Source organism: Levilactobacillus tongjiangensis (assembly GCF_003946345.1).
GTDB classification, from domain to species: Bacteria; Bacillota; Bacilli; order Lactobacillales; family Lactobacillaceae; genus Levilactobacillus; species Levilactobacillus tongjiangensis.
This window is the reverse complement of record NZ_RHNY01000022.1, coordinates 1-17095: the sequence shown is the minus strand read 5'-3', so window position 1 is coordinate 17095 and position 17095 is coordinate 1. Positions and strand designations below refer to the sequence as shown.

Here is a 17095-nt window from a genome sequence, read left to right as displayed (position 1 = left end):
CGAGCTTAGAGGACTGGCCGAGCTTGAAGACTTGGATTGTAGGCTTCAAGTCGCCCTGGGGACCGGTTCTTAGGCCCCAGGTCTGCCTCACGGGGTGGCGTTTCTATCGACCGGAGACGGTGTTTCCCAATATTTTTTGAACAAAAATAAATAGGCGTTGTCGCGGAAGGACTTGAAAGATCAAGCCGTTCTGCGACAGCGTCTATTTTTGTGCGTGTAATTAAGCAGCGGATTGGACCTTAGACTTGCGGATTTCTGGAACGAGCCACCAAATCAACGCGAGGTTGATCAGCATAAGAGCTGCCGTTGAGAAGAAGACCGCGTTGTAGTTGAAGACCCCAGCAATCCAGCCACCTAGCAGTGATCCCAGCATGTTCCCAATTGCTTGGAAGGACTGGTTCCAACTGAAGACGGTGGAGGTTAACTCGACCGGCGAATTTTTGGTCAATAACGTTTGAATTTCGGGGAACAGGGCGCCATCGGAAATACCGATCATGAAGCGTAGAATCCCCAAGACCCAGACACTGGTGACTAACCCTTGTGGTAGGTACATCAGAAACGCGAAGACGTAGCCGAAGATGAGCACCTTACCAGAGCCGTGCTCATCACCGTAACGCCCTAAGCGTGGTGAGGCAAAGATGTTTGAAATCCCGGGTAGGGCCGCAATGACCCCGGCGACCACGGTAATCGGGCCGACGTTGTGCATCAGTTCTTTGACGTAGAGACTAATGATGGGAGAAATCGAAATGTTCCCAAATTGGACGATCAGGGTGGACGTCAGGAGAACCAAAATCAGTTTGGGATTAGGAAAGGCAGCCAGTGGATTGTGGCTGCGTTCGGATGCTGGTTTCTTTTGAACCGGTTTGAACTTTTCTTCTACTAAGACCCAACTCATGATAAAAGTAATGAACAACAGGGCCGCGGTGATGAAGAAGGTCAGTCGAATTGAGAAGACCTGCGCCAACACACCACCAATGACGGGCCCCAGCAACATCCCGCTGGTCACCCCAGTCATTAGGGTACTGAGAGAAGCACCACTGTGATTCCGCGGTGTCTGCGAGGCCACTAAGGCTTGCGCGTTGGAAATGAACCCGGCGAAGACCCCTTGGAGGGCCCGTAGTGCGACCAACTGCCAAACACTGGTAGCGAAACCCATCAACGCCATGGCACCGGCCGTTCCTAATGATGACCGCAGTAGCATGAGCTTCCGACCCTTGCGGTCAGCGACCATGCCCCAAAGTGGGGAGGCGATGGCACTGACAAAAAAGTCGGCCGCGTAGACTAACCCACTGTACATGGTAACTTGTGACTTGGTGTAATCACCTAAACTACTAATATATAACGATAGAAATGGCATGATTTCGCTGAAAGCCATGCCGGCAACGAACGTACAAAACCAGAGAACCCGCAGATTACGACGCCAAGGTCCGTGTTCTCTTTCAGTTTCGTCCAAAATGGTTCAACTCCTTATTGAATGAATTGATTAGTGAGATTACCCGTAGTAACGCAAACTAATCGTGACTTAATCGAAATGGCAACCATACTAACATACCCCCATATTCCCGGAAGGTCAACGCTTAGTGCTTATTTGTATGCGCTCGCAAGTGGTTGCGAACATAGCGATGCGCGGTATTTTAAAAAATTCTTGAACGATAATTGACCGGCCTATGAGATTCAGGGGCCACGCTGACCGGTTGAAATGATAATAATGGAGAAACGCAAACAGCGGGTATGCCGTGTAGATGGCGTACCCGCTGTTATTTACAAGTCAGCATTGCGTGGTTAGGCTTCTGGGAAGTAATCTCCCTCGGCAATTCGTTCAAGTAGACGGCGCGACGGGATGAAGAAGGCACTTCCTGTGATGGGAGTGCTGAAGTCTAGCAGCCGGTCGCTTTGGCTGAACATGTTATTCAGCATGCGTTGGGTCACGGTGAAGTGACGTGCGTAGCCGATGAAGTAGGTTCCCACGATACCATGACCTGGCTGAGCGTAGGGCACGTTCATCCGCACGATTTTGTGTTCAATGTCGTCCTCGTTATCCTGCGAAGCAATGTTGTGGGCGTTAGGTAGTTTTTCATCATCGTCCAACTCGCGGTCGCTAAATTTATGGCGACCAATGGACTTCTCTTGGTCTTCAGTCTTGAGGGCATTCTACGCGTCCATGTTGTGTTTGTACTTTTGGGCAAAGGCGTAAGAACCATTGCTAAATTCTGGGTCCTCGTCACCAATCAGGGCGTACTGCGTCGCGTCGGGACCATCGGGATTTTCCGTACCATCGATAAAACCGATGATAGCGCGACCTTCAAAGTACCGGAATCCCGGTGTTTCGTCAACAACGGTCGTCCAATCGCGGAGAAACTCGCGTGCCTGATCTAAAACTTCATAAACCACGGCCATTTCCTTGGCCCGGACGTGAAGAAATAGGTCGCCCGGAGTGGCAGGTGCCGAGTATTTAGGTCCCTGAATCTCCTGAAAATCAACGAGTTCCTTTGGTCGATTAGCGGTGGGAAAGAGGAGTTGCCAGGCAGTCGCCCCAATGCCAAACGCCACTTTCAACTGGGCATCCGGATAGCGAATGGCCATGCTTCGTTCGATGGCTGCCAGTCGGTCAGCAAACTCAGCGAGGGCGTCACGGTCTGAATCGAGGTGGTCACGGTCAATCAGGTAGGTGGTGAACATGATGTTGTCACCAGCATCGCGGTAAACATCTTGAGCGTCGGCAGGGTTAATAGGCATGTTGGGTTCCTCCTCTAAAGGTCAATAATCAGTCGTTGCAACGAGTATAGCATGGTCGGCGGGTGAGTTGGCGCTTGACGGTTTGAGATTTGCACTGTGACTAGGGTTAGAAAAATGACGCCCGTTAAGTTAGTTAACAAGCGTCATCGATTCGTTCATTATTTAAAGCTGGCAACACCTTTGGCCAACCGGTTCAGGCCATCTTCAAGGCGTTCAGCAGGACATGCAACATTAATTCGAATGCAACGATGGCCGTCGCCTCCGTAAACTTCACCGGCTGAAATATACAAGCCAGTGGTTTGCCGAATATGGTCACAGAGTACCTTGGTGTCATTCGTGATTTCGTGACAGTCGATCCACACCAAGTAAGTGGCGTGACCGGCAATCACGTGGAGTTTTGGTAACTGCTTGCCGACAAATTTGGTCAGTAGTTGCTTGTTAGCGGTGATAGTGGCGTTTAACTCGTGAACCCACTCAGCCCCCTGAGTATATGCTGCAATCGTTCCAGGAATGGCAAAGGCGTTGGGTTCAGCAAGCTCTTCACTGTTAATACCGCGGTCGACTTGGTTACGCAGGTTCTCGTTAGGGATGATCAACGTTGCCGCGTGCAAGGCAGCTACGTTGAAAGTTTTGCTGGGAGAGACAGCGGTAATACTGTTCATTGCCGCAGCATCACTAACGGCTGCAAATGGCGTGTAGCCGTATCCAGGGTCGGTAATATCGCCATGAATTTCATCAGTGAATACCGTAACGTGGTTTGCTGCAGCTAGTTCCGCAAGGCGTTTGAGGTCAGCCAGTTGCCAGATGAGGCCAATCGGATTGTGTGGATTACATAGAATCATCATGGTGGTGAGGGGGTCTGCCAGCTTAGCTTCTAAGTCTGTCCAATCAATGCTGTAGGTTCCGTTCTCTTCAACTAAATCGCTGGAAAGGACGTGGCGACCATTGTTGAGAATGGAGTTATAGAAGATATTGTAGACAGGCGCTTGAATCAGTACGTTATCGCCAAGGTGACTGATGCGGCGCACAGCTGATGAAAGTGCTGGGACCACACCGGTGACAAAGCGCATCCAATCGGTGTTGGGTGCCCAGTCGTGTTCGGTGGCGTACCAGTGTTGGACCGCCTCAAAGTAGGCGGCAGGTACTTCTTCATAACCGAAGATACCAGTATCTGCTTTTTGTTTGATAGCTGCTACGATTTCGGGAGCCGTACGAAAATCCATGTCGGCCACCCACATTGGGAGCTCATTGTCCCTGACGTCCCACTTAATAGAACCGGTGTGGCGGCGGTCGACCATTTCAGAAAAGTTATAACGCATTAGTTATGTTCCTCCTCAGTAGTTGTGATAGTCGTTCGCGAAGCGTCAATCTGGGGATCGTCAAAGATTACTTGACCGATCTTCGGTGCAGAAATCTTCCCACTGATGGGGTTCTTAACACTATCAATGGTGGTATTGATGTCGGCATCGATGTCTGAACAGTATTCAAAGGACAGGTCGGTATTGAGCAGCGAACAATTCTTTAGCGTTAGGTGTTCAACGTAACACAGCCCCTGATCGCTTTCCAGCCAACAGTTGATGAAGGTAATGTTCTTGGTATTCCAAGCCAGATACTCGCCGATGATGGTGGAATCGTACACGGTCACGTTGTCACAGTTCCAAAAAGCATCGTGCGTGATGAACGTGGAATTGTGGACCTCAACGTTCTTGCTCCCATCGAAGGCGTAGTTGCCGGTAATCTTCAGATTGTTGGCCACCACGTGATCATTGTTCATGCCAAAGTAGTCGCCAGTTGCGGTGACGTTATTCAGCTCGACGTGGTCGCACCACCAGAGCGTTTCACCGGCGTTAGCAAAGGTTACGTCGTTCATTTTGAGATAACTAGCGTGCCGGAAAGTCTTGGTGGCCCGGACCATTGAATGGTTCATGGTGAGATTGGTGGTGTACCAGATGCCGGCATGGGCATCGGGCTGCCACGTTGTGTAGTCCAGCTGGGCATTGTTGGTATACCACAGTGGGTACTTGTATTTAAAAATCGTGTGATCGATGGCGAGGTTCGCACCGTGTTTCAGTGGGGACTCGCCGTCCACAAAGGTGCTGTTCGTAATATGGAGGTCGTGGGCCTGAAAGAGGGCCCGTTCGCCTGTGAATGTTTGCTGATTTAATGTTTTTGTCAAAGTATGATTCGACTCCTTTTTGCCGATGAAGGGACTAGATTTAAGAGATTAACCTCTATACGTATTATCGTAGTCCCTTAGAGTGGCCTTAAGGCAAGCCCTTTGGCAAAAAAATTAAATATGACGGCGATACCAGTAAAAACGGTCGACCACTAACAGCCCAGTGAGCCACATACCACCAAAGAGTAGCCAGAACTTACCATTGGAAAGAACTGGTGCCACACTACTTTGCTGGACCTCGAAACGGAGGTATTGATGGGGATGGCCGATCAAAGACTGTGGTAGCAAGTCGTAATCGGCTGGTGCGGTGATGAGTTTAGCTCGTCGCTTACCGTGATTCGTGACGGTCAAGGTGTACTTACCCGCTGGTTGCAGTGGCAGAATCTGGGCTAGCAGGGGCGTCTTCCCTTTGGATTGCCAAACGGTCCGACCGTTGGCTTTCTTTAAGGTCAATTGGCCAGGAAAGCGTTCGCCATTGTTGACGATTAGTTGATCAAACGGCAACGTGGTCGTGAATGGCTGAGTCAGACTGGCGTTAGGCTTGAGCCGGACGCGGTGGTTTTGATAGTAGCGGCCCTCATTTTGACTGAGGACGCTGACGGGTTCGCTGTTGGAATGCGTCATGAGGCCACTACTTTGCCAAGCGGCTAAGGAAAGGAGCACGGTGAAGGCTGCTGCCATGCCAAGCGGTAACCAACGCGACCGTTCTGAATAGTGGAGGATGTTCAAGGGTTGACGGTAGCCGGCTGCGGTTCCTGCCAGTAGTAGGGGAAGCAGTGGTAAGGCGTACCGTTCTTCAGTCTCCCAGAAGATAACGTGGAAGCAGATCAGACCAATGATGAAGACACCACCTAGGAGATAACCGGTCGATAGGTGACGGCGACGGACCTGTTGTAAGCCCCAGCCTGCGTTGACCAGGAGCAGGGCAAGGTAACTGATTTGGCACCAGTTGGCTAGGAACCAATCGCTAGTTGCTCGGTGCTGGCGGTACCAGTTAGGCGCCCGGGTAAAAGCGGGATTGATTTGAAAGCTATCAAAGGTTCCATTGGCAATAAAGAGCCGAGCCTTTTGCATCAAATGGTAGAGAATGCCGCCAGTTCCCAGTTCGTGTAAGCGGTCGATCAACGTTTGCTTGGCGAGTGTCGCCTTGGCTTCCTTGGTGGGAGCTTTCATCATTTGGGTGACGTCGTGGCGGTTGTATTGCCCGTAGTAGTCTGGATTCCAGCTCATGGCAACCCAACTCATTACGGGGAGTGCTTGGTCGTTATCGACTTGGTACCCGTGAGATTTTTGAAGGTTGTGGACCAATCCGGTGCCGGTTGCCAATGTAGCGAGCAGCAGCAAGGTTGTCACAGCGCGAGTTGTTCCCTGATGAGGGGAGCGGTTTGCGCGGAACCACAGGACCATCAGTGCCGCAATGATTAAAACGAGAAAGTTAGGCTTAAGCAGTAGTGCGGCGGTTAAAACTAAACTCAACAGAATGCTCCACCAGGTAATTCGTTGCCAGGTGTTGGCGTGACGCAGGTGTCTAAAAGCAACGATGGCAAAGAGGGCCAATGGCAGAATTGCCGTATCGCTGTACGCATTAAGACCGTACGCATATAGCGGAATAGCAGTGATGACGAGCACCATGAGCAAGTTGGACCGGGCGGGGTTACGGTGCTTGAGTTCGCGCCAAATAACCAACACGCCTAGGTCAATCCAAATGAACTGAACGATATTGAGAAAGACCCCAGTGTCAGTGATCCCTAACATATTAGCCACCTTTAATAATCCCGCTAGAACCAGCGTATAACTGACATTGTTCGGGTAGGTGTAGAAATAAGGTAACCAGTCATAGCTTCCTTTGACCAACGACACGGCTTGCTGATGAACAAAATATAAATCAGCCCGAGGCGCCGCAACCCATGCAGTTGCGACCCACAGTTGGATAATCAGTAAAATCAGCCAGAGCCCCACGGTGACGACTCGGTTGGCACGGTTACTGAGACGGTGGAGGCCACGAAAAAGGAGTCCCACACCACCAAGATAAATGGCACAACCAATCAGCAAGGCTAAGGGTTGGAGCCAGTCGTGATCTACTCGAATAACGACTGGCCAGAGTGCCAAAGCAAAGACTGTAAGTAGGGTTAGGCTGATTAGACCGCCTAAGCCAATGGTTAAATGTTGGCGAATTTTCATGAGCGGACTCCTTATTTAGTGACTGTTTGATGAGTAAGTCTAAACTTGGTTGGTTCGGTCGATTTAAATGTTTTCGAATAAGTGTCGGTTTGAATAATGAACCGGGGACGGTGTTTGACTTCGGTGAAGGTTCGACCCACGTATTCCCCAATAATGCTGATAGCAATAAGTTGAAAGCCGCCTAAGAACCAGACAGAAAGCATGATGGAACTCCAACCGGTCACGACGTCCCCGTGGGCGTGTTGGATAAGAATCCAGATCAGCATAGCTAAGGCCCCACCGCAGACTAGTAGGCCAAAGTATAGGACCATGCGAATCGGTGCTATGGAGAAGGATAGAATGCCATTCAGGGCAAACTGAATCATTTTGTGGAGCGGGTATTTTGATTCACCGGCCTGCCGTGGCTGACGTTTGTAGTAAAGTCTGGCAGATGGGAATCCTAGTTGTGGAATGATGCCCCGAATAAAAGGATTGGTTTCCTTGCACGTCATGAGCGCCGTCACGACGCGGCTGGTGAGCAACCGAAAGTCGGAGTGATTAGGGACCAACTCGACACCGAGTTTCTTCATAAACCAGTAAAATCCCTCGGCGCTGGTTCGTTTGAACCAGGAGTCGCTGGCACGGTCATTACGAACACCGTAGACCACATCGATACCTTGTTGTGATTGCGCGACCATGTCGGGGATGATATGTGGGTCATCCTGTAAGTCAGCGTCAATTGTAATGATGAGGTCTGAGTAGTGATTGGCGACTTCCATACCGGCAATCAACGCAGATTCCTGGCCGTAGTTTCGACTGAATTTAAGACCAGTAAAAACCGCGTCCTGATGGCCTAACTGGGTAATTAAGTCCCACGTGGTGTCCTGACTACCATCGTCGACAAAGAGGATCTTACTATCTGAACGTACTTGGTTGGTGGTGACCAATTTTTGCAAAATTCCGTTGAGAACCTGAGCACTGGCTTGCAGAACCGGTTCCTCGTTATAGCACGGCACCACAATGGTTAACCGTGGTTGACTGACTAGTTTCATGGTTAATTATCTCCCTCAAAGACCCCTGGAGCCCCTTTAATATATAGCTACTATGATAAACCGATTGCGGGGTTAAAGGTGAAAAGTCTTCCAAAAATAAGTGATTTTTAAGGGAGATTAACATTGGCTGAGAGGGTAAATTAGGCGTCATAGAGCACAAGTCTATGACGCCTAATCGAATTAACTTTAAAGTTTAGTGGCGGAAGTGACGGTTGCCAGTGAAAATCAAAGCGACACCATACTGGTTTGCCATGGCAATGGATTCTTCGTCCTTAATGCTACCGCCGGGCTCAGCGATGGCTTTAATGCCATGCTTGGCAGCGTACTCAACACAATCATCCATTGGGAAGAAAGCATCGGAGACCAAGACCCCTTGGTCAAAATGGTCTTTTTCTTCAGCTTTACCCACGGCGATTTTAACAGCATCGATCCGGTTCATTTGGCCAGGACCAACGCCTAATGTTTGATCAGCAGTGTTGACCAGGATGGCATTACTCTTAACGAATTTAATCGCTTTTAACCCGAATTCAATGGCTGCAAGTTGATCTGCGGTTGGCTGGGCGTGACTGACAACGTTGAATTCGTTGGGATCGTCGAAGACGTCGTCGCGTTCTTGCCGTAATAGACCACCGCGAATGCTGACCAGTTCGTCGGCTTCAGGATCTTTGGCGTTGGTAAAGTCGACGGTCAGTAAACGCAGATTTTTCTTCTTGGCGAGTAAATCGTAGGCATCGTCATCAAAGCCAGGTGCAATGATGATTTCCAAGAAAAGCTTGTGCATTTTGGTTGCCGTGGCGAGATCAACTGGGCGATTTAAGACAATGATGCCACCGAAGATGGACATGGAATCAGCGGCATAGCACTTGTCCCAAGCAGTTTCCAGTACATCGGCTGACCCGATACCGCAGGGATTCATGTGTTTTAGGGCGACGACGGTAGGTGCTTCAAACTCACGAATCAGGCCCAAGGCAGCGTCAGCATCCTTGATATTGTTAAAGGATAGTGGTTTCCCGTGAAGCTGATTTGCGGCAGTAATAGAAAAAGGCACCGGTTGACAATCGCGGTAAAGGGTCGCCGTTTGTTGCGGATTTTCACCGTAACGGAGGGATTGTTGGCGTTCATACGTGAGGGTCAGTGTGTCAGGTTTTGCTTCGTCAGTTAAGTAATTGGCGATGAGTGCGTCGTAGTGGGCGGTGTGATGGAAGACCTTGGCAGCTAGGTGTTTGCGAAGCTGAAGGTTGTCCGTGTGGCTCTCGAGAGCTTCCCCAATTTGATCGTAGTCGGCTGGGTCACAGACCACTAAAACGTCTGCGTAGTTTTTGGCGGCAGCACGGATGAGTGAAGGACCACCGATATCAATCTGTTCAACGGCATTTTCCAAGGTGACGTTAGGTTGACTGATTGTCTGGGCAAACGGATATAGATTGACGCAGACCAAGTCAATTGGAGTGATATCGTGGTCGACCAATGTTTGTTGGTGTTCAGGATTGTCCCGCTTGGCTAAGATACCACCAAAAACCAGTGGATTCAGGGTCTTGACCCGACCATCTAACATTTCTGGAAAGTGTGTGACCTCTTCAATGGGGGTCACGGCAACGCCAGCTTCTGCCAGCACAGCCTGGGTACCGCCAGTCGAGACAACTTCAAACTGGTGGGCAGTCAACATTTTTGCGAATTCAACGATTCCCGATTTATCGGAAACACTTAATAGGGCACGGCGCATAGGGTAACCTCCTGTAGTCGTTTTGCGTTAGATTAATCATACGCGAATTGTCCTGAACAATCAACCAGAACAAAATATAAATATTCGTATATTACGTATAAATCACGAACTGAGTTTGGCTTGATTTACAAACTAATTTAACGAACTAGCGTTTTAATAATCAAGCTTATAGTGAGGTTAACGACTTTATTATTATTTTTATTAAACACGAACAATCACTAAAATTGCGGATGAACTGAAATCTTGCTGACGGTGGTAATTGATTCAAACAACTAATAATGCTGCGTATCGTTGATTTAACAGCGTTTGTGTAATAAATATAACTGTAAAACGCGGTAACTGAACTGCAATCGCACTGTTACGTTACGCACATTTAAGAAGGCTATCTTAGAAGATGGTGAAGCGAGGTGGTGAACAGTTAGTGGGGAGTTTTCAGGTGTCGGGGAAGTAACGGGCACCAATAGGAGTAGGGCACACCAAATTTAAGTAGGGAAGTGCCAAGCTATGTTGATCAAGCATCATTGGACCAAACGGCTAACGCAGGCTGTCGTTGCTGTGAGTGCCCTCGTTGGGATTGGCTTGAGCGGTCAAACGGTTGCTCATGCCAGCACCTTGGCCATTCCGGATATTTCCGAGTGGCAAGGTAAATTGTCTTCCAGCCAGGTAGCTAATTTAAAGAGTCAGGTTTCGTTCGTGATTAATCGGCGGCAATACGGATCGTCATATCAAGATCTTTATGCTGCGAACAATACATCACTTTACGTGAAGTATGGGATCCCGTTTGGGGAATACGACTACGCTCGCTTTACCAGCGTAGCTAGTGCCAAGCAGGAAGCTAAAGATTTTTATAATCGCTCGAATAAAAACGCCCAATTTTACGTCTTGGACTTTGAGGAAAACGACGTGACTTCTGGGACTACCAACGCCGCCGTTAAGGCTTGGTATACGGAAATGAGTGCGTTGACGAATAAAAAGTTAATTTTCTATTCTTATCAATCGTTTGCGACGAGTTATGCCAACACGGCGCGACAAAGTTTTGATGCACAGTGGATTGCCAACTACTCAACAACACCAACAATTTCGTATGCTTTATGGCAGTACACGGACCACAATTATCTGTCAGCGCTGAGTGAGTACACGGATAATAGTAAGGCGGTTACTGCCGTTCACCCAATTACTTGGTGGACGGATGGTGTAACGACGGCGTTAGACCACGTGACGTACGCCTACAGCAGTTATAAAGCGGGCCAACACATCTACCTACATAAGGGCGCAACCAAATATACCGATGGCTCGGCGATTGCGTCTTCAGACCGGCAGAAGTTCTACAAGATTTCTAAAGTGAAGCGTCTGACTCAGTCCAAATCGCAACAAGTCTTGTATATCAGTGAATTGGGCAAATGGGTCCTTTCTCAGGACGCGACCGGTTATTGGGTTGGCCAACATGGCGCCTTTAATTTGACGCATAAGCTAAATATTTATTCCGATTCCGCTTTGACTAAGAAGACGGGAAGTTACTACGTGGCTGGTGATAAGGTCGCTGGAAAAGTGGTCAAGGCACCGAGTGGCCATTCCTATCGAATCAAGACTAATTTGGGGTACATTTCTGGGAACAGCAAGTACTCCGATCACGCCTACTACGAGTCGTTAGGCTCTTCCAACCAGATTACGGCCAAGAAGAAAATCTACGAATACACGAAGTCTTCCTTCAAGAAATCCAGCCGGTCAACGGCAGTTAAGCAGGGGACTAAGTTGACGGTCACGGGCGTGAAGAAGCGGTCGACTGGTTCCCGTTACTTTGTCTTGAGCAATGGCAAGTACGTGACAGCGTTACATAGTCACGTGACGGAATAGTGAAGGAGGCTGAATAGAAATGCAACGAAAAACAAAAATTATGACGGCTGTAACGGTCACGTTAGCTTTTTTGGCGTTGGGGTCTGGTACCGCAATTCAGATGCACGCCGCTAATGATGTCAGTTCAGTGGGGCAGACGGCTGCGCCTAAAGCGGCCAGTGCTGACAGTACGAAACTGACGGCTGATAGTGCAAGCGGGACTAAGCAGAACTATAAGGTAACTTACTCAGATGCCACCACCAATGAAGACTCAGCAACGTTTCAGAAGAAAACCTATGGCACAACGAGCACGGCACAGGACCAGGTGGACTACGTCGGCAGTGCAAATGGCGCTACGGTTAAGCTGAACAAGCAAACGCGGGCTGTCGTTCAGGGTACTATGGGGCACACCTACGTTCACTGGACCAAGGGCGACTGGTCAGTGACGGCCGTTACCAGCAATGCTGATGAGTCGGGGACGCCAACCCAATTTGCTAAGCAGGTCAACCAGCAACTTTCTAAAAAAGCCCTCCCCAAGAGTGCCGATACAGGGGCAGTCACTGTTTATAGTCAAGACGAGAATCAGGAAGCGAACTCCGTGACTTGGCAAGATGGTAAGCAGGTTTACAAAGTTAGTGGAACCACTGCCGATGCAACGGTGAAGGTGGCTCAAAATGCGACGGATTAAGTGGTTAGTGGATGAATAGACAGTAAGAGAACGTTCAATCATTATAGGATTGAATGTTCTTTTTTTAGCTTAGTTATAATCAATTTGAATGCTCAAGCGTTACTTTTTTTGAAATTTTGCAATCATATGAGCTGGATTCTTTTTCATGCGTATCTTCTGTATTGTCGTTAAACATGGTTTCAATTTTTTCAACGGGAACATTTCGTGTTTCAAAACCAAAGATTGATAGTATTAATGCACAGGCAACTAACAAGGCACCTATTACCGCAAATACAATAACCTGACCAAAATCGGTTAGTAGCCAGGCAATAAGATATGGCGTAATAATTGCGGCAATACGACCAATAGCGTCAGCAATTCCTAGGCCACGCATCTTGGATTTCGTTGGCCAAACTTCGGGAGCGTATACTGCTGAGGAGAAAGCATTGTAGATATAAAGAATAAAAGTTAATACAATACCAACTAAAATAATACCAATATCAGATCGCTGAATTGAATAGACATATCCCAATATGGCGATGCTAAGAATTAAAGAAACACCAAACCACTTTCTTGGAAATTTATCAATGATAAATGTTGAGCAAAATACGCCAAGAGGTGCTCCTAACATAACAAGCATGGTCATCAATAAAGATTTAGTAATGTTAAATCCATTATTAACAAAAATTGTTGGAATCCAAACCGTTACAGTGTAGAGAGATAAATCCATTGCCACGAGAGTTACAGATGACACTAGTAGCCTACGACCTAATGATCCATGAAAGAAAGAAGAAAACTTTATTTTTTCCGGAGCAGTATTATTGCCTGAATTAGTGTTTTCTGAAGCCGGCTTAAAGTCTAGCTTAGTATGCTTAGATTTTTCAATGTCTAAAACTATATTATCTATAACTTGGTTACCCTTTTCAACTTGACCATTTCGTATGTACCAACGAGGAGATTCATAAAGATATCTTTTTATAAAGTATAGGATAATAAATGCGGCAATTCCTCCGATAATAAAAATTGTACGCCATCCTAAATGAGGAATGATCATAAATGCCGTAATGGTTGCAATAATTGGTGATAGATTTCCTAAAAAGGATATTCTTGCAGACCATTTACCTCGAACTCTAGCAGGCATTAATTCAGTAAAAGTGCCGTAACCAATGACAATACCTGCCCCCATACCTATACCCATTAAGCAGCGACACACAATTAGGAAGTACATATTTGGTGATGCTGCAGCGACTAAGGCAAAAGTACCAAATATAAGGACACAAATTTCATATGATTTTTTCCGGCCAATCTTGTCGCCAATGATCCCGCCAAAAAGAGAACCGATGAAAAAACCAGCCATCATTGCCGAAGAGAAAAAAGCATTCAAGTAATTGTTTGACCATCCTACATTGACAAGGTCAGCTAAAATGGAACTCCCTGATGAGTTCAGAAATCCATTGCATTGTAGTCCCATACCTAAGATAAAAAACATTTCCCAATGCCATTTTGAAATTGGCAACTGATCCAGTTTGCTCATACTGTTGTCCATTAGAGGCACCCTCAATCATTATTATGTAAGCGCTTTATGGTTATAACTTACAATGTTTTTGGCTCTAATGCAACCGTTCACAAAGTGAGCTAAATCATGTAGGATACGTTCACCTATCGAACGATAGATAAAGAAATCGCGTTTTTTCGTACGTTATATACATAAAATATTCACTTTTTACCATTTCTAATAATAAAAATCCATTAGCGGTATTATTGGCATCTCATCTATCGAACTATAAGCGATTTTTTTCACAATCTTTTTCCTTAGGCTGTCTGGGAATTTCTAAAAATAAATATGTTGTTAAATACACTGATGTGTGGGGACTCACGGCTAAATTTATAACCCGAAATCTAGTAATTGGTCACAAAAAAATAATTTCATAGTTCACAAAATAGAAAATTAGTGATACATTTAACGTGCAGATAGCTATTTGCATAAAAAACAAAAAAAGCGATTCCCACTTTGTTAGGGGGAGATTCGATGGACAATAAAAAATTTCCAAATGCTGGAGCCAGACTTGATCGGTTACCTACCAGCAAGTTTCATTGGAAAATCTTTGGAATTGTGGCAATTGGGCTACTCGTTAATTGGAGCAACGCAATTGGCGGATTAATTCTTGCGCAGTTAGCAAAGATTGGTTGGACTAATAACAGTGTCAGTGCTACCTTTACCGCAATTAATACTGCTGGGATGTTTTTAGGTGCTTTACTTGGTGGTATTATAGCGGATCGAATTGGACGACGGAAAAGCTATTTATTATTCGTGGCTTTACATGTTATTTCAATGATTATTGGTGCAATGTCTCCAAATATGACTTTCTTAATCGTCCTCCGTTTCTTTATGGGATTTGCATTAGGAGCATTGATTACCACGCTATTTGCCGCCTACACGGAATATGTTCCATCTCGTAGTAGGGGTACATGGTCTTCACGGGTTTCATTCATTGGTAATTGGTCGTATCCAGTTTGTTCGCTGATTGCTATGGCAATTGCACCATTGCTTTCTCCAAACATGAACTGGAGAGTTCAGTTACTTGTACCAGCTGTATTAGCAGCATTAGTTTTCTTCCTAGTTTTGAAAGCGTTTCCGGAATCGCCACGCTGGTTAGAGACAAAAGGGAAGTATGCCGAAGCAAATGAAATATTGGATAAAGTTGAAGCCGATGTTTCTGAAAAAACTGGCAAAAAATTCTCGGCAGTTGAAGATGCTGCTCCTGAAGAAGAACACAAAGTTGATTTACCATACTCAGCTTTATTTCATGGTGAATTACTGAAACGAGTGATTTTAGGATCTGCTGTACTTATTGCAATGAACGTTGTGCAATATACGTTGATTAACTGGTTGCCAACTATATTCTTGGCAAAGGGAATTAACCTGAGCGATTCAGTGTTCTTAAATACGATGAATATGTTTGGGGCACCAATCGGAATTTTTATAACAACATTTATTATTGATAAAGTGCCGCGTAAGGTAATGGGATCTGGACTTTTGATTGTCATTGCTATTCTTGGATATTTTTACTCACTTCAAACATCATTGGCGATGATTTCTCTCGTTGGATTTTTCCTAATCATCTTGGTTTACATGTATGTTTGTTTTGCCTCAGCTGTGTATGTCCCAGAAATTTGGCCTACAGCTGCTAAAGTTCGTGGGTCAGGATTAGCTAATGCTGTCGGAAGAGTTAGTGGGATTATCGCACCATATGGTGTGGCCTATTGCTTGGATAACGTTGGTGTCACAGGTGTCTTCATTATGTTAGGAGCAACATCGTTAATCGTAGCGGTTGTCATCATGTTCTTAGGTATTGAATCTCGAAACCAGTCTGTAGAGGAAATTGGTGAAGTAAAAGAATAACTGTTTCAAATACTTGTGTTAAATAAAATATGTTATCAATCTGAAAAGGGGTACTTATTTATGAAAGCATTAGCACGTTATGGTAAAGAGTTTGGCGGTTACAGAATGATTGATGCTCCAGTCCCTCAAGTTGGGCCTGAAGATATTCTACTCAGGGTAAAAGCGGCTACGATTTGTGGCGCTGACATGAAACATTTCAAAGTTGAAAATGGTTCGAATGAATTCAATTCCATTCGGGGACATGAATTTTCTGGAGAAATTGTTAAAGTTGGTAATGAAGTTAAAGATTGGCATGTGGGACAACGTGTTGTTTCAGATAACAGTGGGCATGTCTGTGGCTATTGTCGTGCATGTGAAAAAGGCGATTTCTTCGATTGTGTTAATAAGACTAACTTAGGTCTGGATAACAATCCTTGGGGTGGTGGATTCTCAAAATATGTTTTAGTGCCAGGTGAAATTTTACGGATTCACAAGCATGCTCTTTGGGAAATTCCTGATAATGTTAAATATGAAGAGGCCTCTTGCTTGGATCCAATTTGTAATGCTTATCGAGCAGTTGCTCAACAATCTCATCTATTGCCAGGTGAAGATGTTGTTGTATTTGGTGCTGGTCCATTAGGGCTGTTCTCCGTTCAAATTGCTCGTAACATGGGTGCTAACAATATTGTTCTTGTTGGGATGGATGCTGATGCTAAGACCCGCTTTGGAGTTGCTAAGGAACTAGGGGCAACTCATACTATCAATGGTTCGAAGGAAGACGTTATTGCTCGCTGCCAAGAAATCTGTGGTGAAGATAACTTAGGCTTGGTAATTGAATGTTCTGGTGCAGGTGCAGCATTGCATCAAGCGATTGAAATGGTTCGTCCAAATGCTGAAATTGTTCGTGTTGGTATGGGATTCAAGCCGCTCAATTTCCCAATTAACCGGATTACCGAATGGAACATTAGTATTATCGGGCACATGGCATATGATTCAACTACTTGGCGTAATGCAATCAGTCTATTGAAGGCTGGTAAGATTCAGGTTGAACCAATGATTACTCATCGGATTGGCTTGTCACATTGGCAAGAAGGGTTCCAAGCTATGGCCGACAAAGAAGCTATTAAAGTGGTTATGCACTATGATTATCCAGATGCTGATGAAACAAACGACTTTTAAATCATGTAACTAATTTACACTTCCTGTAAGATAAACAGATAATTGGGTTATTAACTTTCAAAAACAACTTCGCGGAGACCATTTAAGTCTTTGCGGAGTTGTTTTATTATGGCAAATTACAAGTTTAATCCGAACAAGCCCGGAATCTTTCAATGGCAGTCTGTTGATGATGTATTTTTAATGGTCG

11 protein-coding genes and 1 pseudogene are annotated in these 17095 nt (G+C 46.1%); 4 read left to right on the top strand and 8 right to left on the bottom strand.

Annotated features, from left to right (window positions below; all coding sequences use genetic code 11):
* Nucleotides 1–220 precede the first annotated feature (220 nt).
* The 7 genes and pseudogenes from EKM75_RS11260 to purH form a co-directional block, all read right to left on the bottom strand.
* Nucleotides 221–1453 (bottom strand): MFS transporter, encoded by a 1233-nt coding sequence (locus tag EKM75_RS11260; protein WP_125694654.1) that lies wholly within the window; start codon nt 1451–1453, stop codon nt 221–223.
* A 329-nt stretch (nt 1454–1782) separates the two neighbouring features.
* Nucleotides 1783–2736: pseudogene (locus tag EKM75_RS11255) on the bottom strand (Dyp-type peroxidase).
* A gap of 158 nt (nt 2737–2894) precedes the next feature.
* Nucleotides 2895–4055 (bottom strand): MalY/PatB family protein, encoded by a 1161-nt coding sequence (locus tag EKM75_RS11250; protein ID WP_125694652.1) that lies wholly within the window; start codon nt 4053–4055, stop codon nt 2895–2897.
* Nucleotides 4055–4912, bottom strand: coding sequence for a DUF3737 family protein (locus tag EKM75_RS11245; protein WP_125694650.1), 858 nt, complete (start codon nt 4910–4912; stop codon nt 4055–4057). Before EKM75_RS11245 ends, EKM75_RS11250 begins: the two co-directional genes overlap by 1 nt.
* A 114-nt stretch (nt 4913–5026) precedes the next feature.
* Nucleotides 5027–7093, bottom strand: coding sequence for a hypothetical protein (locus tag EKM75_RS11240; RefSeq protein ID WP_125694648.1), 2067 nt, complete (start codon nt 7091–7093; stop codon nt 5027–5029).
* Nucleotides 7094–7104: 11 nt separating this feature from the next.
* Complete coding sequence (locus EKM75_RS11235; protein ID WP_125694646.1) at nt 7105–8124, bottom strand: glycosyltransferase family 2 protein; 1020 nt, start codon at nt 8122–8124, stop codon at nt 7105–7107.
* A gap of 193 nt (nt 8125–8317) precedes the next feature.
* Nucleotides 8318–9847, bottom strand: coding sequence for a bifunctional phosphoribosylaminoimidazolecarboxamide formyltransferase/IMP cyclohydrolase (purH, locus tag EKM75_RS11230; protein ID WP_125694644.1), 1530 nt, complete (start codon nt 9845–9847; stop codon nt 8318–8320).
* A 504-nt stretch (nt 9848–10351) separates the two neighbouring features.
* Between purH and EKM75_RS11225 the strand changes: the two genes are divergently transcribed.
* Complete coding sequence (locus tag EKM75_RS11225; protein ID WP_125694642.1) at nt 10352–11701, top strand: GH25 family lysozyme; 1350 nt, start codon at nt 10352–10354, stop codon at nt 11699–11701.
* A gap of 19 nt (nt 11702–11720) precedes the next feature.
* Nucleotides 11721–12368, top strand: coding sequence for a hypothetical protein (locus tag EKM75_RS11220; protein WP_125694640.1), 648 nt, complete (start codon nt 11721–11723; stop codon nt 12366–12368).
* Nucleotides 12369–12447: 79 nt separating this feature from the next.
* On the opposite strand, the gene EKM75_RS11215 is transcribed toward EKM75_RS11220, so the two are convergent.
* A complete protein-coding gene (locus EKM75_RS11215) occupies nt 12448–13893 on the bottom strand; it encodes an MFS transporter (RefSeq protein WP_125694638.1) in 1446 nt (481 codons plus the stop codon).
* A 483-nt stretch (nt 13894–14376) separates the two neighbouring features.
* Between EKM75_RS11215 and EKM75_RS11210 the strand changes: the two genes are divergently transcribed.
* Nucleotides 14377–15750 (top strand): MFS transporter, encoded by a 1374-nt coding sequence (locus EKM75_RS11210; protein WP_125694637.1) that lies wholly within the window; start codon nt 14377–14379, stop codon nt 15748–15750.
* Between the two features lie 60 nt (nt 15751–15810).
* Nucleotides 15811–16908: a zinc-binding dehydrogenase gene (locus tag EKM75_RS11205; RefSeq protein ID WP_125694635.1), complete on the top strand. Its 1098-nt coding sequence runs from the start codon at nt 15811–15813 to the stop codon at nt 16906–16908.
* The last annotated feature ends 187 nt before the right edge of the window (nt 16909–17095 follow it).